At 59.6% G+C, this 21,963-nt stretch carries 27 protein-coding genes; 26 read left to right on the forward strand and 1 reads right to left on the reverse strand.

The features are described 5' to 3' along the window. The 14 genes from TO66_RS16240 to TO66_RS16300 all read left to right on the forward strand — a co-directional run bounded on the left by TO66_RS16240 (nt 1) and on the right by TO66_RS16300 (nt 11,164). Nucleotides 1-549 carry a phage protein Gp27 family protein gene (locus tag TO66_RS16240; RefSeq protein WP_044463287.1) on the forward strand — a complete coding sequence of 183 codons (549 nt, stop codon included), beginning with the start codon at nt 1-3 and terminating at the stop codon, nt 547-549. Then, complete coding sequence (locus tag TO66_RS16245) at nt 546-2,165, forward strand: phage protein (RefSeq protein ID WP_044463288.1); 1,620 nt, start codon at nt 546-548, stop codon at nt 2,163-2,165. Before TO66_RS16240 ends, TO66_RS16245 begins: the two co-directional genes overlap by 4 nt. Further along, nucleotides 2,162-3,655, forward strand: coding sequence for a DUF935 family protein (locus TO66_RS16250; protein ID WP_044463289.1), 1,494 nt, complete (start codon nt 2,162-2,164; stop codon nt 3,653-3,655). Before TO66_RS16245 ends, TO66_RS16250 begins: the two co-directional genes overlap by 4 nt. Beyond that, a complete protein-coding gene (locus tag TO66_RS16255) occupies nt 3,655-4,485 on the forward strand; it encodes a phage minor head protein (RefSeq protein ID WP_044463290.1) in 831 nt (276 codons plus the stop codon). The genes TO66_RS16250 and TO66_RS16255 overlap by 1 nt, the downstream gene beginning before the upstream one ends. A gap of 10 nt (nt 4,486-4,495) precedes the next feature. Beyond that, complete coding sequence (locus TO66_RS16260; protein ID WP_044463291.1) at nt 4,496-4,972, forward strand: phage virion morphogenesis protein; 477 nt, start codon at nt 4,496-4,498, stop codon at nt 4,970-4,972. A gap of 235 nt (nt 4,973-5,207) precedes the next feature. Then, entirely contained in the window at nt 5,208-6,320 is a 1,113-nt protein-coding gene (locus TO66_RS16265; RefSeq protein WP_044463292.1) for a hypothetical protein, read from the forward strand. 12 nt (nt 6,321-6,332) lie between these two features. Further along, nucleotides 6,333-7,256, forward strand: coding sequence for a hypothetical protein (locus TO66_RS16270; protein ID WP_044463293.1), 924 nt, complete (start codon nt 6,333-6,335; stop codon nt 7,254-7,256). Between the two features lie 7 nt (nt 7,257-7,263). Then, a complete protein-coding gene (locus tag TO66_RS33395; RefSeq protein WP_156162076.1) occupies nt 7,264-7,728 on the forward strand; it encodes a hypothetical protein in 465 nt (154 codons plus the stop codon). Next, entirely contained in the window at nt 7,725-8,057 is a 333-nt protein-coding gene (locus tag TO66_RS16275; RefSeq protein WP_044463294.1) for a capsid cement protein, read from the forward strand. The genes TO66_RS33395 and TO66_RS16275 overlap by 4 nt, the downstream gene beginning before the upstream one ends. An 8-nt stretch (nt 8,058-8,065) precedes the next feature. Continuing rightward, nucleotides 8,066-8,497, forward strand: a complete 432-nt coding sequence (locus tag TO66_RS16280) for a gp436 family protein (protein ID WP_044463295.1) — start codon at nt 8,066-8,068, stop codon at nt 8,495-8,497. Then, the gene (locus TO66_RS16285) at nt 8,497-8,979 is read left to right on the forward strand and encodes a Gp37 family protein (protein ID WP_044463296.1); all 483 of its coding nucleotides are present in this window, start codon (nt 8,497-8,499) and stop codon (nt 8,977-8,979) included. Before TO66_RS16280 ends, TO66_RS16285 begins: the two co-directional genes overlap by 1 nt. Further along, nucleotides 8,976-9,209, forward strand: a complete 234-nt coding sequence (locus tag TO66_RS16290; RefSeq protein WP_044463297.1) for a hypothetical protein — start codon at nt 8,976-8,978, stop codon at nt 9,207-9,209. The genes TO66_RS16285 and TO66_RS16290 overlap by 4 nt, the downstream gene beginning before the upstream one ends. Nucleotides 9,210-9,214: 5 nt before the next feature. After that, nucleotides 9,215-10,639 carry a phage tail sheath subtilisin-like domain-containing protein gene (locus tag TO66_RS16295; RefSeq protein ID WP_044463298.1) on the forward strand — a complete coding sequence of 475 codons (1,425 nt, stop codon included), beginning with the start codon at nt 9,215-9,217 and terminating at the stop codon, nt 10,637-10,639. After that, the gene (locus TO66_RS16300) at nt 10,640-11,164 is read left to right on the forward strand and encodes a phage major tail tube protein (RefSeq protein WP_044463299.1); all 525 of its coding nucleotides are present in this window, start codon (nt 10,640-10,642) and stop codon (nt 11,162-11,164) included. It begins immediately after the preceding gene. Nucleotide 11,165: 1 nt separating this feature from the next. On the opposite strand, the gene TO66_RS16305 is transcribed toward TO66_RS16300, so the two are convergent. Further along, a complete protein-coding gene (locus TO66_RS16305; protein ID WP_044463300.1) occupies nt 11,166-11,609 on the reverse strand; it encodes a hypothetical protein in 444 nt (147 codons plus the stop codon). Here TO66_RS16305 and TO66_RS16310 point away from each other — a divergent pair. The 12 genes from TO66_RS16310 to TO66_RS16375 all read left to right on the forward strand — a co-directional run bounded on the left by TO66_RS16310 (nt 11,608) and on the right by TO66_RS16375 (nt 21,790). After that, nucleotides 11,608-11,844, forward strand: a complete 237-nt coding sequence (locus tag TO66_RS16310) for a hypothetical protein (RefSeq protein ID WP_052506131.1) — start codon at nt 11,608-11,610, stop codon at nt 11,842-11,844. The genes TO66_RS16305 and TO66_RS16310 overlap by 2 nt on opposite strands. 172 nt (nt 11,845-12,016) lie before the next feature. Next, nucleotides 12,017-12,331 carry a phage tail assembly protein gene (locus TO66_RS16315; RefSeq protein WP_044463301.1) on the forward strand — a complete coding sequence of 105 codons (315 nt, stop codon included), beginning with the start codon at nt 12,017-12,019 and terminating at the stop codon, nt 12,329-12,331. 183 nt (nt 12,332-12,514) lie between these two features. Next, nucleotides 12,515-15,235, forward strand: a complete 2,721-nt coding sequence (locus tag TO66_RS16325; RefSeq protein WP_044463302.1) for a phage tail tape measure protein — start codon at nt 12,515-12,517, stop codon at nt 15,233-15,235. Further along, on the forward strand, nt 15,235-16,116 hold the full coding sequence (locus TO66_RS16330; protein WP_044463303.1) for a phage tail protein: 882 nt from the start codon (nt 15,235-15,237) through the stop codon (nt 16,114-16,116). Before TO66_RS16325 ends, TO66_RS16330 begins: the two co-directional genes overlap by 1 nt. Beyond that, nucleotides 16,116-16,322 carry a tail protein X gene (locus TO66_RS16335; RefSeq protein WP_028684150.1) on the forward strand — a complete coding sequence of 69 codons (207 nt, stop codon included), beginning with the start codon at nt 16,116-16,118 and terminating at the stop codon, nt 16,320-16,322. The genes TO66_RS16330 and TO66_RS16335 overlap by 1 nt, the downstream gene beginning before the upstream one ends. Beyond that, on the forward strand, nt 16,319-17,425 hold the full coding sequence (locus TO66_RS16340; RefSeq protein ID WP_310732163.1) for a contractile injection system protein, VgrG/Pvc8 family: 1,107 nt from the start codon (nt 16,319-16,321) through the stop codon (nt 17,423-17,425). The genes TO66_RS16335 and TO66_RS16340 overlap by 4 nt, the downstream gene beginning before the upstream one ends. After that, complete coding sequence (locus TO66_RS16345) at nt 17,425-17,976, forward strand: phage baseplate assembly protein V (RefSeq protein WP_044463305.1); 552 nt, start codon at nt 17,425-17,427, stop codon at nt 17,974-17,976. Before TO66_RS16340 ends, TO66_RS16345 begins: the two co-directional genes overlap by 1 nt. A gap of 67 nt (nt 17,977-18,043) precedes the next feature. Further along, nucleotides 18,044-18,421 (forward strand): GPW/gp25 family protein, encoded by a 378-nt coding sequence (locus TO66_RS16350; protein ID WP_044463306.1) that lies wholly within the window; start codon nt 18,044-18,046, stop codon nt 18,419-18,421. Beyond that, complete coding sequence (locus tag TO66_RS16355; RefSeq protein WP_044463307.1) at nt 18,405-19,526, forward strand: baseplate J/gp47 family protein; 1,122 nt, start codon at nt 18,405-18,407, stop codon at nt 19,524-19,526. Before TO66_RS16350 ends, TO66_RS16355 begins: the two co-directional genes overlap by 17 nt. Continuing rightward, the gene (locus TO66_RS16360; protein WP_044466065.1) at nt 19,519-20,100 is read left to right on the forward strand and encodes a phage tail protein; all 582 of its coding nucleotides are present in this window, start codon (nt 19,519-19,521) and stop codon (nt 20,098-20,100) included. Before TO66_RS16355 ends, TO66_RS16360 begins: the two co-directional genes overlap by 8 nt. Next, nucleotides 20,100-21,455 carry a hypothetical protein gene (locus TO66_RS33770; RefSeq protein ID WP_052506132.1) on the forward strand — a complete coding sequence of 452 codons (1,356 nt, stop codon included), beginning with the start codon at nt 20,100-20,102 and terminating at the stop codon, nt 21,453-21,455. The genes TO66_RS16360 and TO66_RS33770 overlap by 1 nt, the downstream gene beginning before the upstream one ends. A 2-nt stretch (nt 21,456-21,457) precedes the next feature. Then, entirely contained in the window at nt 21,458-21,790 is a 333-nt protein-coding gene (locus TO66_RS16375) for a hypothetical protein (RefSeq protein WP_052506133.1), read from the forward strand. Nucleotides 21,791-21,963 lie beyond the last annotated feature (173 nt).

Below are 21,963 nucleotides of genomic sequence, written 5' to 3' on the forward strand. Positions count from 1 at the left end.
ATGGCCGGCAAATCATCCATCAATCGGTTGCCGCCGATGGTCAAGGCGTACATCCAGAAGCTACTGCGCGAAGACCGCATGACCCTGGATGACATGCTTGCCGACATCCAGTCGCGCTTTCCCAACGAGAAAGCCCCCAGCCGCAGCGCGCTGGGGCGCTTCAAGCAAGGCTTCGATCTGCTGACTGAGAAGACCCGGCAGCACCGCGAGCAGGCCGAAGCCTTCGTGGGTGCCTTCGGTGAAGACGCTTCCGACAAGACCGGCGCTTTGCTGGTCGAGGCGATATCGACCCTGGCTTATCAGGCCGCGATGGGCGCCCATGAAAAAGATGATGTCACCACAAAGGAGGTGGCCGAGCTGGCGCGGGCAGCCAAGAACACAATGCAGGCCCGGACCCTGAGCATCAAAGAACGCCAGGCTATCGAGAAAGCGGCGCGTGATCGCCTGCTCCAGGAACAAGACGCTGAATTGGCCAAGACCGTACAGACCGGGGGCATCAGCGAAGAACAGGCCCTGTTCTGGCGCCAGAAATTCCTGGGTGTCAAATGAGTGCCCCAGCGGTCAAGCCGTCATCGAGTACGTTGCGCGTTGTCGAATGGGACGATTTGCCGCCGAGCGTCAAACAGATCCCCAGCGACTACAACCCGATTGCCGACGGCATCCTCATGGCTCACCAGTCCGACTGGTTGAGCATTCAGGCCCAAATCAAGCTTTGTGAAAAAGGCCGCCGTACCGGCATCACGTTCGCCGAGGCCCTGGACTCGGTGATCACTGCTGCGTCACGCAAGGCCGCTGGCGGCATGGACGTGTTCTATGTCGGTGACACCAAGGAAAAAGGCCTGGAGTTCATAGGCTACTGCGCCAAGTTCAGCCGTGTGATGGCCGAGGCCCAGGCTTCGGGTGTCAGCGAAATCGAAGAGTTCCTGTTTGAAGACCAGGACGAATCAGGCAACACCCGCCAGATCAACGCCTACCGCATTCGTTACGCCTCGGGCTTCAAGATTGTCGCGCTGTCCAGTAACCCGGCCAACCTGCGCGGTTTGCAGGGCAAGGTGATCATCGACGAGGCGGCCTTTCACCGTGATGTTTCCGCTGTGCTGGACGCTGCAACCGCCTTGCTGATCTGGGGCGGTCGGATCGTCATCATCAGCAGTCATAACGGCAAGAGCAACCCGTTCAACCAGATGGTCAACGACATCCGCGAAGGCCGCTATGGCGATACGGCAGAGGTCTACAAGGCGACCTTCGATGATGCTGTTGCCAATGGGTTGTATGAACGCAAGTGCATGATGACCGGGGAAGCCCCTACGGCTGAGGGCAAGGAAGCCTGGTACAAGCAGATCCGCAACGCCTACGGCCCACGCAAAGCGCAGATGCATGAAGAGCTGGACGCGATCCCACGCGACGGCAACGGTGTGTGCATTCCTGGTGTATGGATCGAAGACGCCATGCGCGCCGGTCGCACTGTGTTGCGCCTGGCGCTGGACGATGATTTTGCGCTGCAATCTCTTGCCCGCCGTGAAGCGTATGTCGAGGACTGGATTGAGCGTTATCTGGCCCCGTTGGTTCAGGGCCTGACGCCCGAGTTGCGGCACTATCTGGGCATGGACTATGCCCGTCACCGTGACTTTTCGATCATCTGCCCGATGTCCGTCGACCAGGCGCGGCACCGTGACGTGCCGTTTGTGGTGGAAATGCATAAGGTGCCGTACCGCCAACAGAAACAGATCCTGTTCTACATCCTGCGTCGGCTGCCACGTTTTGCCAGCGCCGCCCTGGACGCCACCGGCAGTGGTGAAACCCTGGCCGAAGAAGCTGCCGATGAGTTCGGTCATGACCGCGTCCTGCAAGTGAAACTCAGCCGCGCCTGGTACGGCGCCTGGATGCCGAAATTCATTCAGCTCTTTGAAGACGGCACCATCACGATGCCCAAGGATGACTCTCTGCAGCAGGACGTGCGGTCCATCGAAGTGGTTGAGGGCATTCCGATGATCATGAAGGCCCGTTCGCAAGACCTTAAAGACCCCGAACTCTACCGTCACGGTGACTTCGCTGGTGCCGGCTCGCTGGCCAACTTCGCGACACTGGAAAGTGCTGCTGGTCCGGTCTCAGTCAAATCCCGTCGCCCGCGTCAGGGCACTTTCATCACCCAGGGGTACGCATGAATAAGAAAGGTGTGTGGGTCACTCCCACGGAATTCGTCAACTTCGCCGAGCCTAAGCACAAAGGTCTGACCGAGCATATCGCCAGCCGTGCGCGCAGCTTCGATGCCCAGGCGCTGGGCATGTACCTGCCCAACCCTGACCCAATCCTCAAGGCCCAGGGCAAGGACATCAAGGTCTATCGGGATCTGCGCAGCTCAGCCCTGGTCGGCGGCAACATCCGCCGTCGCAAGTCCTCGGTGCTTGCCCTGGAACGCGACCTAAAGCGCGGCAATGCCCCCGTGCGGGTTGAGCGCTTTATACGCGATTGGCTGACCGACCTCGATCTCGACCGGATCATTCGCGAGATGCTGGATGCGCCGCTGTTCGGGTTCCAACCTATTGAAGTGATGTGGCGTCCGCTCGGCATGAACATCGTCCCCGAGGATCTGCTGGGCAAGCCGGCCGAGTGGTTCCTCTACGACCAGGAGAACAACCTGCGTTTCCGCGCCCGCGATGCCGGGTTGACCGGCGAGCTGTGCGACCCGCAACGCTTTGTCGTGGCCCGCCAGGATGCGACCTACAACAACCCGTATGGCTTCGCTGACCTGTCCATGTGCTTCTGGCCGGTGATCTTCATGAAAGGCGGCCTGAAATTCTGGGTTCAGTTCACCGAGAAGTACGGCTCGCCCTGGGTGATTGGCAAGCACCCTCGCGGTGCCAGTACGGGCGAGACCGATCTGCTGCTCGACAGCCTGGAAGCCATGGTCCAGGACGCTGTTGCCGTCATCCCGAATGACTCCAGCGTCGAGATCATGGAGGCCGCAGGCAAGGCTGGCAGCGCCGAGGTCTACCGCGAGCTGCTGGTCTATTGCCGCAGTGAGATCAACGTCGGGCTGTTGGGGCAGAACCAGACCACCGAGGCCAACAGCAACAGGGCCAGCGCAACAGCCGGCCTGGAAGTCACCAAGGACATCCGCGACGGCGACAAGGGCATTGTCGCGGCGACCATGAACGCGGTCATTCGCCGGATCGTCGATCTGAACTTCGGCGAGAACATTGCCGCCCCGGTGTACGAGCTGTGGGAACAAGAAGAGATCGACAAGACCCAGGCCGACCGCGACAAGTCCCTCACCGAGTCGGGGGTGAAGCTCACAGCGCAATACTGGAAGCGCACTTACAACCTGCAGGATGGCGACCTGGACGAAACCCCGGCCCCGGCTGAGTCGTCGGAGTTTGCCGAGTCGACCCTAAAGCCCATTCTCGACCAGGTAGCGCTTGACCAGGCCATCAACAGCCTTCCTGCCGAGCTGCTGCAGGAGCAGAGCGAACAGACCGTTGCCTCTCTGATCGAGACACTGTTGCGCGCTCGCACCGACATCGAGGCGCTCGGCCTGCTGGCCGAAGCCTACCCGACGATGGATGACCAGGCGTTGCAGGAGAACCTCACGCGCCTGCTGTTCATGGCCAACATCTGGGGTCGCCTAAATGCCAATGCGGATCGGGAGGACTGATGGCGACCACTACGAAAGCCCCGAACCCGGCCGACCTCAAAGCCATCTTCGGCATGGAGCCGAAAAACGCCGTGGCCTACCTGAAGTCCAAGGGCTATGCGATCACCTGGAACTGGCAGGAAATGCTCGACCAGGCGCACGACCAATCCTTCACCGTGGCCAAGGCCATGCGCCTCGATCTGCTGTCGGACATTCGCGGCGCCCTGGAAACCGCGCTGCGGGAAGGCCAAACCCTCAAGCAGTTCATCGCGGATCTGCAGCCCGTCCTGGAGTCGCAAGGCTGGTGGGGCCAACAAGTCATTGTCGACAGTGAAGGCGTCGGCGAGCTGGTCCAGTTGGGCAGTCCGCGCCGTCTCAAGACGATCTATCAGACCAACCTGCAGAGCGCGTACATGGCCGGCCGCAAGGCCGAGATGGAACAGACCACCGAGACCCATCCGTACTGGATGTATGTGGCCATCCTGGACGGCAAGACCCGGCCGAGTCACCGGGCGCTGCATGGTCAGGTGTTCCGCCATGACGATCCGATCTGGTCTGCGATCTTCCCGCCGAATGGGTTCAACTGCCGTTGCCGTGTTGTCGCCCTGACCGAGGCCGCTGTGAAGCGCCGGGGCCTAAAGGTTGTGTCGAGCGAAGGACGTATGTTCACCGAGACCGTGGAAACCGGCACCGACAAGCGTACCGGCGAGATCCGCACCGCACCCGTCACCGGCATTCGCACAACCGACGCCGCTGGCAAGGCCATCACGTTCCGCACCGATCCTGGATTCAACCACGCACCAGGTACTGGCCTGGCCGACATGCTTAAACGCAAACAGGCAGCCGCCTAGGAGGTTTGAAATGTTCACCGTTGAACTTGATCACCAGCGTGTACAGGCTGCCCTGCGCAAAATTGAGTGGGCCGTGGGCGACCTTGCACCGCTGATGCGCGGCATCGCCGCCGAGCTGGCCAGCCAGACCGAGGAAAACTTCGGCGAGGAAGGCCGCCCCGAGTGGGAGGATCTGTCCGATGTCACCACAGCACGCCGTGAGAAAAACGGTAACTGGCCAGGGCAGATGCTGCAGGTCAGTTCGGCAGGCCTGGCCGCCTCGATCACCACGCAAGCAACCGACAGCTCGGCGCTGGTTGGCAGCAACAAACCCTATGCCGCCATGATGCAGTTCGGTGGCACCAAGTCGGACTTCCCCCACCTGTGGGGTGACATTCCAGGTCGCCCATATTTGCCGATGGACGCCGAGGGCAAACTGCAGCCCGAAGCAGAAGAGGCCATCCTGGATCTGGCCATGCATCACCTGGAAAAGGCCGCTCGCCTGTAAGCCCCTCAGAGGCGCCACAGGGTGCATACGGCTCCGGTTCATCGAACCGCATAGGCGAGTCACGCTGTAAACGCTTTATAAAGCCCTGCTGCCTCACTCCTATCCCACTGCGCGGGTGCCAATGGCACCCTGGCCGCATCAACACCGCCGCGACACTCTTTAAACTCGATTAAAAGTCTTCGGCCGGGCATTGGCTCAGTCTGTGTGCATCACCTTCAACTGAAGTGCACAGACTATGAAAACCATTCCTTTCTTTCGTGCCGGTAAGCATGTCGATAGCCAGGGCCGAAAAGTCGAGTTCACCGAGACAGACCTGGCGGCATCGATCAGCGGTTATGACCCAGCGCTACACCGGGCACCCCTGGTCATCGGTCACCCCAAGGACAACGGGCCGGCCTATGGCTGGGTTCGGTCCATCAGCCGCAACACCAAGGGTGAAGCGACGGCAGTACCTGAGCAGGTCCACAACGACTTCGCCGAAGGTGTTGCGGCTGGCACCTGGTATCCGCGTTCGGCTTCCTGGTACGCACCCGATGACCCGCGCAATCCGAAGCCGGGCATCTACTACCTGCGCCATATCGGTTTTCTTGGCGCCCAGCCACCCGCCATCAAGGGCCTGTCCGATATCGAGTTCGATGACGGCGATGGCGTGGTTGAAATCGAATTCGGCGACTTCGGCGACGCTGTTTCGGCCGGGATCTTTCGCCGTCTGCGTGACTGGTTCATCGACCAGTTCGGCCAGGAAACCGCTGACCGCGTTGTACCTGGTTGGGACGTAGACAACCTGTTGGCAGAGTCCCGCCGCGAAGACGACCGCCCCTCATTCACCGAACCCAGCACACCCAGCAAACCCACCACCGAGGAACACCCCGTGAACCCAACGGAAAAGGCCGCCCTGGAGGCGGAAAACACGCGCCTCAGAACCCAACTGGCTGCACACCAGGCGCAGCAACAGAAGGACCAAGCTGCCCAACGTCATGGCAAGAACCTGGCTTTCGCTGAAGGCCTGGTCGGCGCGGGCAAGCTGTTGCCCAAGCACACCGCCGCACTGATTGCCGCCCTGGACTTCGCCGAAGCGGGTGACGCACCGCTGGAGTTCGGCGAGGGCGATCAGCGCAAGCCGGTAATCGAAGGCCTCAAGGCGATCTTCGACGACCTCCCGAAACAGATCGACTTCGCCGAGCAAGCGAGCAAGGAGCGCAAGGGCGAGGTGCACGTATCGACCGATCTGGAGTTCGCCGAGAAGAACACCAACCCCGACCGTCTCGACTTGCACAACCGAGCAACGGCCTTGGCGGCGGACAAGAACATTTCCTACGAGTCGGCAGTTCGCCAACTTTCCAAGTAACAAGGAGTCATCATGGCTGATCGTTTGAAGGCATTGCGGGTCGTTGACCCGGTCCTCACCACCTTGGCGCGTGGCTATCGCAACGCCCAGTACATTGGCGAAGGCTTGTTCCCCATCGCATTGATGGATAAAGAAGCCGGGATCGTCCCGTTGTTTGGCAAGGAGGCCTTCGAGGTCTATGACACCGAGCGGGCGATTCGTGCTCAGTCCAACATCATGACCCCAGATGACCTGGAGCCCCTGGACGTCGTACTGCGTGAACACGACCTCGCATATCCGGTGGATTACCGCGAGAGCAACGAGTCCATGTTTGACGCCGAGTCGAACGCCTCTCGGCGTGTGGTCAATGCCATTGATCTGCGTCGTGAAGTGAGCTGCGCCAAGCTGGCGCAGAACCCTAACACCTTTCCAGTCGGCTCCAAGGTCACCTTGGTCGGCTCCAGCCAATGGAGCAACGGCGGCGGCGACCCTATCGCGGTAGTTGAACAAGGCAAGGAAGTGGTCCGTAGCCGCATCGGTATCCGCCCCAACACGATCACCATGGGCGCCTCGGTGTATCAGTCCCTGAAGTTCCACCCCAAGCTCCAGGAAGCGCTGGGCAGCAACGAGCGCAAGCTGATCACCCTGGAACACCTGAAAGTCCTGTTCGGTATCGACAACATCCTGATCGGTGAAGGCCTGGCGGGCTCCCGGAATACGTCCGATATCTGGAGCGACAACCTGACCCTGGCCTACGTGGCCAAGCCAGCGGCCGGCGCCCAGGGCAACTATGAAGAACCGAGCTTCGGCTACACCCTGCGTCGTAAGGGCATGCCCGAGATCGATACCTACAACGGTGCGGGCGGCAAGGTGCGCTTCGTCCGTAACACCGACATCTATAAGCCCGTGGTCGTGGGCTCGGATGCCGGTTACCTGATCTCCGATATCAACGGCTGAGGTTCCCATGGCAGCTAAACCAACCAAGGGCACCCCCTCAACTGCTGATGCGGCTCAGGGTGATGTCAGCCAAACCGCTGCAGCTGCACCAGCTGCTGCAGCACTTCCACCGACACCCCCAGCAGCATCGGGCGAACAGCCCGGCGATCAGACTGCGACTCCAGCAACTCCCGCACCTGGTGCGCCGGCTGCTGATGGTCCCAACGCTTCGGATGAGCTGAGCCTGGACGGTCGGCTTGATGAGTTTCGGGCGCCCATTCGTCTCTCCGGCTCGTCCTCTGGTGATGCAGCAGATCTGAAAAACGATGCCACGGATGAGCCGGAGCTTCTTGGCTACCTGGTGACCGATGTGTCGTCCGTGCTGCATGACGGCACCTGGTATCACCTGGGCGATGAAATTTTCTTGAACGATGAAGAAGCAGACCCGCTGTTGGACCGCCGAATTATCGAACCTTCCGGGAGCAAAAAATGAAGACTCAACAACCTGTACTCATCACCTCGGTCGTGGCGCTGGTTGACCTCCCGCGTTACCTCTTCGCTGGCTTCAACGGAGCCTTGTGCGCCGCCGGAGCCAAGGCCCTGGGCACGGTTCAAGCTGACACCGAAGCGGACAACGTGGCCCCGGTCAGTGTCCTGGGCATCTGCCTGGTTACTGCCGGTGCCGCTGTGGCCGCTGGTGTCGAGGTGGAGTCCGACGCTTCGGGTCGAGCGGTGACGCTCGCTGCAGGAAAGGCTAACGGCATCACCATGGACGCGGCGACAGCTGCAGGTGATGTCATCCGTATCGTCCGGGGGATCTGAGGCCTGCCATGCGCTACTGCACTCGCGCCGATATCGGCAAGGCCATCCCTGAGCTGATCCTGCTGCAGCTCTCAAACGACGACCCCGCCGCGATGGAGCCCAACGAGGACGTCATTGAGGATGGCGTCCGCCAGGCTGAAGAGCTGGTCGACGGCTACCTTCGCGGCCGCTACGACCTGCCGCTCGATCCGGTCCCAACAGTGTTGCGCGATGCAGTGGTGTACCTGGCCCGGCACTGGCTGTATCAGCGCCGGCCCGAAGGGGCATTGCCCGACGCAGTGAAGGACAGCCGCAAGGACACCATCAAGCTGCTGGAAAGCATCCGCGACGGTGTAGTCACCCTGGGTATGCCTGGTGGTCAGGCTGCGCCAGAGCCTGGTGAAATCCGCGTTCGGGCACGTCGCCAGCAGTTCGGCGGCGATCTCTGGGAGCGTTACTGATGACTCAACCCAAGACCCAAACCGAGCAGCTTCTGGAAGCCATGCGGGATCGCCTGCAGGAGGCCTTCGGCAAGATGGTGATGGTCGAGCTGTTCCCTGAGAACCCATCGGGTTACCGCCTGAACCATACCCAGGGCGCGATCTTGCTGGCCTACGGAAAGTCGACCTTCGGCGGCTCCGAAGCCGGAGACTCGATGTTCCAGGCCCGCAACATTGTCATCAGGCTGACCCTGGTATTCCGTCAACTCAATGGCAAGGACGGGGTGGTCAGCTACCTCGACCACATCCGCGGCTGTCTGACGGGCTGGTTTGCACCGCATTGCGATCAGGCATGTCGGCCGGTGAGCGAGATGTTCATCGGCCACCAGTCTGGGGTTTGGCAATACGCCCAGGACTTCGCTGTTCGTGCCACTCAACTGCAGATCATGGGCCCCGAAAGTGGCCCGCTGCTTACACAAGTTCGTTTCGAGGAAGACCAATGAAACTTACCCGCTACATCTATAACGGCCCGCAGAGCGGCGCCACTCTGCAGGTAGGCGATGCCCGCGAACTGTTGGACGTGCAACTGCAGCCGGGGAAACCCGTCGAGTTGCCAGCCGACCACGAGTACACCCTGGTGTTGCTGGAACTCAAGCACCTGGTACTTGCACCGCCTGAAGCGAAGCCAACCGGCAAGGCTGCAGCTACGCCTCAGAAACCTGAACAGGAGTAAGTTCAATGCCTGCTAATTTTTTGCACGGTATCGAAACCATTGAAGTCGAGCGCGGCCCTCGGCCTATTCGGGTGGTCAAGTCGGCGGTAATCGCCCTGGTCGGCACGGCGCCTATCGGGCCGGTCAACGAGCTGACCCAATCCCTTAACGAAGTAGACGCCGCTCAGTTCGGCTCGCACCTCACCGGCTTCAGCATTCCTGAAGCTCTGGAAGGTATCTACGACTTCGGCGCCGGTACGGTGCTGGTCGTCAACGTCCTCGATCCGGCAGTTCACCGCACCAACGTCGTAGGCCAGGAAAAGCAGTTCGGTGATAACGAGCTGCTGCAGCTGGAGCATGGTGGGCTGCAACAACTGACCGTCAAGTCGATGAATGGCGACACCGAGTACGTGCTGGGCACCGACTACACGGCTGATACGTTGATCGGTCGGGTGAAACGCTTGGCAACCGGGAGCATTCCCGCCAATGCCTCGGTGAAGGCGGACTACACCCATGCTGACCCGAGCAAAGTCACCCCGGCCGATATCATCGGCGGGGTCACCGTTGCCGGCCGGCGTACTGGCTTGAAGGCTTTCCAGGACAGCTACAACTTGCTGGGGTACTTCCCGAAAATCTTCATTGCGCCGGGCTTCAGTACCCTGAACTCTGTCAGCGTCGAACTGATCATTTCGGCCGTGCAGGTCAGTGCGTTCACATACATCGATGCGCCTATCGGGACCACGGTGCAGCAAGTGATTGCCGGGCGCGGCCCGGCCGGGACTATCAACTTCAACACCAGCAGCGACCGTGTGCGTCTGTGCTATCCGCATGTAAAGGTGTACGACGCAGCAACCGATGGGACGCGCCTGCAGCCATTGTCGATCCGCGCAGCAGGCCTGCGGGCGAAGATCGATAACGACAAGGGCTACTGGTGGAGCATGTCCAACCAGGAACTGGTTGGCGTCATCGGCCTGGAACGACCATTGACGGCTCGGATCGATGACCCGAACAGTGAGGTCAATCTGCTCAACGAAAACGGTATCACTACCGTCTTCAACTCCTTCGGCACCGGCTTCCGTCTATGGGGTAACCGTTCCGCCGCCTGGCCTACCGTGACCCACACGCGCAACTTTGAAAACGTGCGGCGTACCAAGGACGTGGTGGACGAGTCGATTCGCTACAGCTCGTTGCAGTTTGTCGACATGCCGGTCACCGATTCGCTGATCACTAGCGTCAGCGAAAGCGTCAACTTGTTCATCCGTAAGCTGGTTGGCGACGAGGCATTGCTTGGCGGCGAGTGTTGGTTTGACCCCGCACGCAATCCGCAAACCGAGCTGGAGCTGGGGCACGTCCTGTTCAGCTACAAGCTCGGTGTACCTGTGCCATTCGAGCGCGGCACCTTCGAAACTGAAATCACCGGGGAATACCTGGTCAACTTAGGAGCCGCATAAATGGCCGGTTTTAGCGCACACCGTATTTCCAACGCCAACATCTACCTGGACGGCACCAGCTTCTTTGGCAAGTCCGAAGAGATCGATCTGGGCTCGATCAAGACCGTGACTAGCGACTTTCAGGGGCTGGGCATGGTTGGCCTGATCGAACTGCCGGATGGCCTCGATAAGCTGGAAGGCAAGATCACCTGGAACAGCCTGTACTCAGACGCGGCAAAGAAGCTGGTGACTCCGTTCAAGAGCATCCAGCTGCAATGCCGTTCAAACGTACAGGTATTCAACAACGGTGGCTTGGTCGACGAGATCCCGCTGGTCACGATGATGACAATCACCGGCAAGGAGTACCAGCTGGGCAGTCATAAACCACGCGACCCGGCAAAGTATGAAACGCCGTTCTCGGCTACCTACGTGCGCCAGGTACTCAACGGTGAGGAAGTCGTGTTGCTGGATTACCTGTCCAACATCTTCCGGGTCGGTGGTGAAGACCAGTTGTCCAAGTACCGGAAGAATATCGGTCAGGCCTAAGTTAGCCAGGGAGGCCTAAGTGATTGGTAGCGAACTTAACTCCGATGGACAGGGCTTGTCCGGCGAGGTCACCGATCAAGCTCTTGGCTCCTGTTTTGGATGCGTCAATCAATTGCTCACCAAGGCTCGATTCGGTGCTGAGGCTATCCGGGGTTGCCTTCAGCACCTCAAGACCTTTGGCGGTCAGTACACACTCCGAGTAACCGGTAGCTTGAATCTTGCTTTGGAAGCGCAGGTAGCCTGACTCGGTCAGCCAGTCGATACAGGCAAAAAGGAACTCGCCGTTTTCATTGGGAACATCGAACCCCACGCGCTCATCGAATGAAATGCCGTCAGAGATGAGATCCTTAAGTAACAGGACGCGTGGCACCGGAAAACTCTCATACAACACGCCGAGTATCTGGCCGGTGAGTTCGTCGAATCGTTTGATATTGGAGGTGGTCATGTCCTTGACTCCTGAAGAACAGCAAGTAAGAGAAAAAAAGCGCGATGATTTAATGAGATGCATCGATATGCAGGTGCGTCGAGACTTCGACTTTATGCGTGCCAGACAATACTGGGGCAAGGTCTTGGAGGAAACCCCGATAGAGGTTTTGGCTGAGGCACTGAGCATGACATTGGCGACCGGCCGCTATCAGATGACACCGCGTTGTAAGTGCCAATGCTGCCGCCACTACTGATGCTTGACCAGGACTAGCTCCAACGGACTGGAGCCGCCAGGACGGCAAACCGAAGCCCCGCCATCGTGCGGGGCTTCGTCTTTAAACTCGATTAAAAGTCATCGCTACGGCCAGGTGCGATGCTCTGGGCTCCTTAAGCAGTCGATTAAACCGACAACATGGAGCAACAAAGATGGCCGAAGTACTCAGTTTCACCCTCAAGTTTCCTTTCAAAAATGCCGCCGGCGACACGATCTCGAAGTTGCCCATCAAACGCCTGAAGCGCAAAGACATCAGCGCTGCCCAGTCAGCCACCAAAAACGAAGCCGAGTTGGAAGACATGCTCGTCGCCAAACTGTTGGGTATCACCCATGAGGACCTCAGCGAGTTCGATATCGCTGACTCTAAGTTAGCCACCGAGGTGTTGCGGGAAATGGCTAACGGAGGAGACCTTGCTGCAGTCCTGGGACGAGGCCCTGTTGCTGGTGCTGAGGATGCAGCCGTCTGAGATCGACGAGCTGGACATGGAGCGGTATTGGTTTTGGGTCGATGTGTGTCGACGTGAGATTGACCGCCGCAACGAGATTGCCGAGCAGATGAACCGCTGATCGGCAGTCCCTCAAGTCTTCGTCCTACCGTGCGCCTACGTCTCAGGCGCACACCCTCAATCAAATAGCCTGCCGGGTACTCTATGGCGAATGAAGTCTTAGTCGGATTACGAATAGGGGCCGCCGTGTCGGGCTCCTTGAGTGCCGCATTCGGTTCTGCCAAGTCAACAGTGCAGCAGCTCGGGCGAGCGACCGATGGCCTGACGGCCAAACAAAAGCTCATAGGGACCGAGCTGGCCGCGTCTCTGGCGCGTGGTGGTACTGGCATCGAGCGTATGCGCCGCCAGTATGACCAGGTCGGTCGAGCGATTGACCAACTCAAGATCAAACAGGAGAACCTCAACGCCAGCATTACCAGAGGTGCAACGCTGAAAAACCAACGCGGTGAGCTTCGTGGCCAGGCAATGGAAACGCTGGGGACTGCAGCCGTGGTTGGGGCTCCAGTTTTCCAGTCGATGCGGACAGCCATCGACTTTAAAGACCAAACTCGTGACATCGCCATTACAGGCGGATTCGATGAGGCTGAAGAAAAACGCCTCAGCGATGTGATGCGTGGCTCTGCGCTGAAGTGGAACCAGACCCAAGCCGAGGTTGCCAGGGGCACAGGCGTGCTGATTGCCGGTGGCATCTCCAGTTCTAAGGAACTGGCTGCCTACGCACCGCTAATGGCGAAGTCCGCGACAGGTACGCGGGCCGCTATGGAGGATCTTGGGTCTGTCGCCATTGCACTTAATGACAACCTCGGAATCGGTGCGGCCGGCTTTGAGCGCGCTATGAACATGCTGGCCTATGCGGGGGATCGTGGCCAGTTTGAACTGAAGGACATGGCCAAGTGGCTGCCCCAGCTGACACCGCAGTTCGCCGCCCTGGGCATCACTGGCGAGCGGGCTGTCGCCGAGATCGGCGCGTCCCTGCAGATCGCTCGTAAGGGTGCAGGGAGCAATGACGAGGCGGCCAACAACTTTAAAAACTTCCTTTCCAAGCTGACCGCCCCGGACACGATCAAGGCATTTAATGACGCGGGCATTGATATCAAGGATGCGCTGGCCAACATGGTTAATAAAGGACTGACCCCTACGCAAGCCATGTTGGAAGTTGTTACTCAGTACATGGGGACTAAAGGTCCGGCTGCGGCCGCGCAGTTGCAAAAGGTCATGGCTATAAAGGATGACCAGGAGCGCGAAATCGCTCTGAGTCGACTTAATGAAGCCTACAAGTTGGGTGAGCTGTTTCGTGATCAACAGGCGCTGTCCTACCTTCGGCCAGCCTTGGCCAACCGGGCCGAGGGGGCTGACATCCAAAAAAGTAGTGTGAGTGCGGCTGATCAGGGCGTTCTTGATCAAAAGTGGCAAAAGCGCATGGGGAGCGCAAAAGAACAACTTAAAGCACTCACCATTAGTTTGTCAGAGGTCGGTATCGCTTTCGGTGGTGCACTGCTGCCGTCGTTGGTAGAGATCACCCAGGCGGTTGTGCCTGTTGTTCGTTCGTTTGCGGTCTGGTCCGAGAATAATCCGGGCCTGGTCAGCGGTGTTGTTAAGACAGTCACCGCCGTTGTCGCCCTCAAGCTCGGGTTTATTGGGCTGAAGTATGGCGCCAATCTCGGAGCCTCGGCGCTAAACAGTGTCGGAACTTTTATGTCGTTGCTGACTGCCAAGACTGCGTTGTTGAATAGCGCTCTGCTGGCTGCACGGTTCGCTCCATTGATAACCGGTGTTGGCAGCGTGACTGCTTTGATGCCGGGGCTGACTGGTGCCGTGGCTGCATTTGGCGCAACGCTGGCAGCCACACCTATTGGCTGGATCGTGGCCGGCATTGCTGCTGTCGCAGTAGCCGGACTTGCGATCTACAAAAACTGGGAGCCCATCAGGGCCTGGACTATTGGTTTCTTCACGGGGCTTGTTGATGGACTCAAGCCCATCCGGGATGCCTTCACTGCCGCCTTTGCTCCGGTAGGGCCACTGCTCGCACAACTGGGGACTTTCATCCAGCCGGTGACTAAATGGTTCCGTGAGCTGTTTAGCCCGGTGCAAGTCACTGGCGATGCACTGGGCCGTGCCACCTGGTCAGGGGTCGAGTTTGGTCGGGCCGTGGGTGGCGTCCTGTCCGCACTGATGGCGCCTATCCGCTGGGTACTGGAGGGCATCAGCGAAATACCGCAAGCCTTTAGCGGCGGCCTTGGCGGTGTGGCTCAGCTGATTACCAACTTCTCGCCGTTGGGCCTGTTCTATCGGGCGTTCGCCGGAGTCATGAGCTACTTCGGCGTTGAGTTGCCAGCCAAGTTCACAGACTTCGGCGGCATGATTGTCACGGGCCTGATCAACGGCATTCGCAACATGGCCAGCTCGCTGAAAGAAAGCGTGGTCGGTGTCGGCTCGTCGGTGAAAGGCTGGTTCACCGAGACGCTCGGCATCCAGTCGCCGAGCCGCGTGTTCATGGGGTACGGGGCCAACATCAGCGAAGGCGCCGCCATTGGTATCAGTACACAGGCCGGCCTAGTGCGTAAGGCCGCGATGGGCATGGCGGCGCAATCGGGTGTCGACCTCGCACCGCCGAACCCGGTCGACGTATCCAGGGCGAGCATGATGGGCAGTGGCGGCGGCACAACTCCTGGTGCTGCAGCTGCAGGCGGTCAACCCGTCTTCAACTTCTCCCCGCAGATCACCGTGCCAGGTGGCCCTGGTGTTCGCGATCAGGTCGGCCAGGCGCTGCAGGCGAGTTATCCCGAGTTTCTGCGGATGATGGAGCGTTACATGCACGACAAGCGCCGCCTGAGCTATGGCTCGTCTGATGGAGGGCCTGTGTGATGTTTGCCATCCTGGGCGAGATCGAATTCACCGTTGCTGGCGGTATCAGCGGCATGGAGCAAAGCGGCTCGGCCGATTGGGCCGAGCATGCCCGTATCCAGGGCAAGCCGTTGCTGGAATGGATCGGTGAAGGGCTGGACGAATGCAACCTGACCATTGAGCTGCATCCTGTCCTGGGCGATCCCGAGGCGCGCTTGCGGGCATTGCGCCAGGCCAAGGCCAAGCACGAACCCCTGGCGTTCGTGATGGGCTCTGGCGAGTACCATGGCGCCTATGTCATCGCCAACATCGGCAACACCATCCGCCGCGCAACGGCAACGGGCCAGATCAACTCTGCAACGGTTCAGCTGAGCCTGAAGGAATACACTGGAGCATTCACGCGCAAGGTGGCTCGTCCTGGTCTACTCAATACGGCCTTGAGTGGCACGTCTGCAGCTGCAGCAGGATCGCCCGGACTCATCTCTCGACTGATGCCAGCCCCCAGTACCGTGCAAGCAGTGATCGGCCATGCCAAGACGGCCGGCAACATGCTGAAGGCTGGCCAGAACCTGTACGAGACGGTCAAGAGCGGCAACGCCTCGATGATCCTTGGCCAGGTGCCCCAACTGCTGGGTGTCACTGCCAGGGCCGTCGAGCCGTTACAGGGGCTGACTGCAGCTGCGGGCCTGCTCGATGACGGCGCGGATCTGTCGCGCCTCGGGGAAGACGTGCTGAGCAGTGTGATGGGGGCTCGATCCGCGCTCGATCCGGTCGACCTGGGCAACATCGTGGATCGGTTCACCGCGTCCCGTCAGTCGCTGGACCAGGCCCTCACCACTATGGACGGTGCCAGTACTCGCTTGGCGGGCCTTGCTGCAGACGTTCTGACGAGGAAAGCCTGATGTTTCTGACCCATGTCACGACCGAAGGTGAACGCTGGGACCAGTTGGCTTGGCGCTACTACGGCGATGCTCATCGGTATTTGCCGATCGTTCAGGCCAACATGCATGTGCCGATCACCGGAGCCTTGCCGGCCGGGTTGACCCTGGCCATTCCGGTCCTTGAGCCCGTGGCCACGACTGAGGACCTGCCACCATGGATGCGATGATTCCCGAGCAGGTGCCCGAGGCGCGCTTCGTCCTGACCTACCAGCAGCGCAATATCACCCGCAACATCAGCGAACACCTCTTGTCACTGACCTACATGGACTTCTTGTCTGGCCAGGCCGACAGCCTGGACGTCGAGCTGGAGGACGCCGAAGGTAAATGGCGCGATGCCTGGTATCCAGGACACGGCGATAGCCTGGCGCTGTCCATTGGCTGGGAAGGAAAGCCACTGCGCGAGGTGGGCCGGTTTGAGATCGATGGGATCGAACTGCGCTGTCCTGCATCATCGGTCACGATTCGTGCCCTCGGCACCGGCATCAACAGTCCGTTGCGCACCCCTGAACACAAGGCCTACGAGAATACGACCCTGGACGCGGTAGCGAAACAGGTCGCCACTCGCCAGGGGTTGGAGCTGATTGGCAGTATCGAACCGATCAAGCTCGACCGGCTGACGCAGCAGGAGTCGGACCTGGAGTTTCTGCGCAACCTGGCGGGCGAGTACGACTATGCGTTCAAGGTGACCGGAAAGCGCATGGTGTTCCATGCCATCAGCGCGCTAGTCAAGGGCGTGCCGGTCGCGTCCATGGTGCTGGGAGACCTGGCCAACGTCACTCTGCGTGACCAGATCCGGGAAGTGCCGAAGGCCGTTGAGGTCAAGCACAAGGAGCCGGCGACCAAAAAACTGATCTCGTACACCATCAACAATAAGGGTGAAACTGTCGCGGTGCCGAGCAGCTCAAGTAAGGCCACAACCAGCGGCGACACAAAGAAGAAACGCAAGCGCAGTGCCTCTGCAGAAGAGGCCAAGGCGAAAGCCAAGGCCGAGCTGGCCAGGGCCAACCGCGAGCGCACAACAGGCGCCTGGACCGCCATGGGCCGGCCCAACCTGGTCAGCGGCAACATCGTGACACTGGCGGCCGCTGGCAAGCTCGGAGGCAACTACCTGATCACTTCAGCCCGGCACGAAATGACCCGCAGCGGCGGCTACATCGTTGACCTGGAGTCTTGCCGTGTCTCGGCGCCCTCGATCTCGATGACCCAGGACAGCACCAAGCCTGATCTGGCGCTGTCGACCTACGGCATTCAACAAGAGGTGGTCGCCTAATGGGTGTTCAACTGGAGTACGGCGAGGTTAGCGCCGTGGACTACATGTCCTGCCGTATCCGGGTGCGCCTGGATGATCGTGACGGCGTTGAGAGCTATTGGCTCAACGTGCCGCAACGTAATACCCAGGGCACCCAACGCCGGCCGTTGATGCCCGAGCTGAAGGAACAGGTTGCGGTGCTGTTGGACTCTGACGGCGTGGGTGGCGTTTACCTGGGCGGGATCTATTCGACAGCCGAGCCGCCGCCTGTGGTCGACGAGGACACGGACTATGTGCGGTTCAGTGACGGGACAGTCTCCACCTACGACCGAGCGGCCGGGGTGATGACCTTGGATTGCGTGGGGGCGTTGCTGGTGAAGTGCGGCCGGAACATCACTGTCGAAGCCGGTGAGCCGGTGGTGGTGATGGCACCCTCAGCGACTCTGGATATCCCGCAGGTCACTTTGAATGGCAACCTGCAGGTGAATGGCGACGTGAGTGTGAACGGCAATGTCAATGCGACAGGGACTATCCTGGATGTCGGTGGCAACTCGAACCACCATAGCCATTAAGCCCGGTCCAGGGACTCTTTAAACTCGATTAAAAGCCTGCGTCAGCAGGCTTTTGCATTATGGGCGCATGACGACGCCCATCACTTACACCAGTATCACCGCCGCCCACTGGCAGCCCGCCCTCGGTACATCCGGGGCGGTTGTCGAGGGCCTGCGCGATATCGACCAGTCCATTCGCATCATCCTCACCACGCCCAAGGGCGCCGACGCTCATCGGCCGGACTTCGGCAGCAACCTGCATTTGTATATCGACTGGCCTGTTAACCGCGTGACGCCGCACCTGGTGCGGGAAACTGTCGACGCCCTTCGTCGCTGGGAAACCCGCATCTCGGTCGTGCAGGTGCAGGTGCTGATTGAAGAGTCGCAGATCAGAGTGCGGGTGCAGTGGCGTGTTGCGGATGGTGTCACCCAACTGACCGAGGTGCCCTATGCGCGAGCTGCCTAAACCCGTCTTTGTCGAGATCGATCCGGCCGCGACCGAGGCCGCCCTGATTGCCCGCTATGAGGCCAAGTCGGGAAAAACCCTGTATCCCGCCCAGGTCGAGCGGCTTTTTATCGACCTGATTGCCTACGCCAAGACGCTCTCCGACATGGCCATTCAAAATGCCGGCGAGCAGTCCCTGGTGCGTTTCGCAAAAGGCCCCATCTTGGATTACCTGGGCGAACTGGTTGCAACTCCCAGGCTGTTGGCGGCCCCAGCACGTTGCCCGATCCGCTTCAGCGTGCCGGCCGCAGTTCAGCAGCAATTGCTGATACCGGCCGGTACTCGGGTCAGCACCCAAGACGCCAAGATCACATTCCTGACTGACCAGGATGTAATCATTCCCGCTGGCCAAACACAGGTAGGCACAACGGCGACCTGTCTTGCAACTGGGGTGGTTGGCAACGGTTGGGCCGTCGGCCAGATCAGCAGCATCGGGAACTCACCTGCAGCGGGCCTAACAGCGACCAACACCAGTGTCACTGCCGAAGGTGCCGAGGATGAAGATGATGACCGCTACCGCGAGCGGATCATCCTGGCCCCTGAAGCCTTCAGCAATGCCGGCAGTCGTGGCGCCTATCGCTACCATGCCTTGGCTGTACATCAGTCGATCATCGATGTCGCCGTGCACGGGCCGGACGAAGGTCAATTAGATGGCCATGTAGCTTTGTTCCCGCTTACCAACACCGGCTTGCCTACTGGCGATCTACTGCAGCAGATCAAGAGCCAGGTCTCTGGTGAAAAGGTGCGCCCTCTATGCGACACCGTGCATGTCCTTGCGCCCATCGAAGTGAACTACCAGATCAAGGCGCGCCTGACCTTTTACGCGACAGCAGATCGAGCCGAAGCGATGAAGGCGGCCAGGGCTACTGCCGACGCGTATGCGGTTGAACGCCGTGCCGGGCTCGGCCGTGATCTTGTCCAGGAGCAGATAACGGCGCTGCTGCAGGTGAATGGCGTTTATCGCGCCGAGCTGGAGTTACCCAGCGCCTGGCGCGAGTTGCTGAGTAATGAATGGGCGAACTGCACATCGATCCTGCTAGAGGATGCGGGGGTGGCGTATGGCTGAGCAACAGCTACCGCCAGCCCTGGCCGGTGATGAGCGCTTTGCGTTGCTCTGCGAGCTCCTCAACGAGACGTTTGACAGCCTGGATATCAATGCGATGTTGGTTTACCTGGTCGACCTGGTGAAACCGCGACTGCTGCCTGTGCTGGCCGACCAGTTCTCCCTCATCGACGAGGCGGCCTGGTTGCTGGCCGAGTCTGAGGATGCCAAGCGCAACCTGATCAAGAGTTCGGCCGAGTTGCATCGATACAAGGGCAATCCATGGGCTATCCGCGAGGTTATCCGCTTGCTGGGCTTCGGTGAGGTAACGATCCAGGAGGGTCTGAACAACCAGATCCGCAACGGCTCAATCACTCGCAATGGTACCTACGTCCACGGCGATCCCTCTGCGTGGGCTCTTTATCGCGTCTTTCTAAAACGCGTCATTACCAATGATCAGGCTGCGCTCTTGCGCCGCCTTCTTCTTTCCGTCGCCCCTGCACGCTGCCGTCTGGTATCTCTCGACTATCAGGAAGTCGCGATCCGGCACAACGGTGTTGCACGTCGTGACGGTCAATACAACCGTGGGAGCAGCTAATGGCCGATCTACCTGAACCAATTGAATGGACGCCCGGCATCTATCAACTCGAAACCTCCGATCCCGTCCTCGGTGGCCCCGAGGGCATCGATAACCTGCAGGCCAAGCAACTGGCGAGCCGCACGCAGTGGCTTAAAGACCAGCTTCAGAAGGTCGTCGATGGTGTAACAGCAATCGGCGTGGCGACCAGGTTGGCGGTCGCCCGCACGATCTCAATTGGTGGCGCGGGTAGTGGCAGCGCTTCATTTGACGGTTCTGCCAACGTCTCTATTACTCTGACGCTTTCCGATAGCGGCGTAGCTGCAGGGGCGTATTCGAAGGTCACAGTCAACACCAAAGGCCTCGTAACAGCTGGCGGTTCCTTGGCCGCCGCTGACATACCGGCTTTGGACTGGGGCAAGATATCCTCCGGCAAGCCAACGACCCTAGGCGGCTACGGCATCATCGATGCGCTCGCTGTTGGACAGTACGGTCTCGGTGCTGCCGCGACCCCAAACGCCGCGATTGACACAATTGGTCTACCTGGCGGTTTCTACACGATGGGCATCGGCAATACTGGCCTGCTTCAAAACTCGTCGGTTTTGAACCTGCCATATTCCAGCGCCGGGTATTCGGCACAACTTGCAATCGAACAAGGCGGTAGCGATGTTCTGATTGTCGTTCGCGCAGTCAATGCTCAAGGGAACTGGACCCCCGCGCGCACCCTGTGGCATAGCGGAACTTTCAACCCCGCGACCAAGGCTGATGCTGCTGCAACTGAAACGGCTTTAGCTGCAAAAGCGCCGCTTGCAAGCCCGGCATTTACCGGGACTCCTACTGTCCCTACAGCTGCGGCGGGTACAAACACAACTCAGGCCTCAAGTACGGCTTTTGTGAAAACCGCCATTGCGGCGGTGGTTGGGTCTGCGCCCGCCGCCCTGGATACGTTGGGCAAGCAAGCCGCAGCAATCGGGAATGATCCCAACTTCGCAGCGACAATGGCGACTGCGCTGGGAGGTAAAGCTGCGAAAGCCACCACGCTAGCGGGGTACGGAATCACTGATGCCGTGAAGATTGGCACCTATGGTCTGGCGGGCACGACAGCGCCGATTCAGGCAATTGAAACACTTGGCCTACCTGGTGGTTTCTATGCAATGGACGGTACGACGACAACACTACTCAATTACTCGTCAGTTCTTAACTTTCCGTACTCATCGCCAGGTTTCAGTGCACAACTTGCGATCCAGCAAGGGGCAGCCCAGGTAAAAATTGTTGCAAGGGCAACAAACAACTCAGGGGGCTGGACCTCAACCGCTGAACTGTACACAACAGCCAACACAACCCGCGCCGCAGACGGCACATTGAAGGCGATCTAATCATGGCTAGAGCAGCAATCAACGTTCTCGGTGCAACTGGTGCGACTTATGACCTCGTTTCTCTGGGGGGAAGTGAGGTTTTTTCGTCGCGAGTATCGACCGGGGTTTATCGGATTACAGGGTGTCTCGGTCTCGTTCCATTTCCGCCCGTTGATGAGGGCTGGGGCTACACCATCAACCAGGTCGATGATGGTGTGGACGTAGAGACGGATTTTGCTGAGGGTGTGCTGACAGTGAAGATCACAAAGGGCGGTCAGCCTTACGATCTCAAGCACATGATCACGCTTCACATTCTGGTGCCTGACGCGGCGACTGAACCAGGCAGTCTGATTTGAAATTCTGTTGCACTCAGTGCAAAAGAATCGAAGGCCATTTATCTCACATCAGGGCGCGGATTTTTCGCGCCCGGCATCATCCTGGAACCGGGGGTGGATCCGTTGATCGCAAAGGCCCCCGGCGCACCGCGCCGGGGTCTCCATACGACTGTGAAAAGCCGCGATGATTCCCC

The sequence above is a fragment of the Pseudomonas sp. MRSN 12121 genome (genome assembly GCF_000931465.1).
GTDB lineage: Bacteria > Pseudomonadota > Gammaproteobacteria > Pseudomonadales > Pseudomonadaceae > Aquipseudomonas.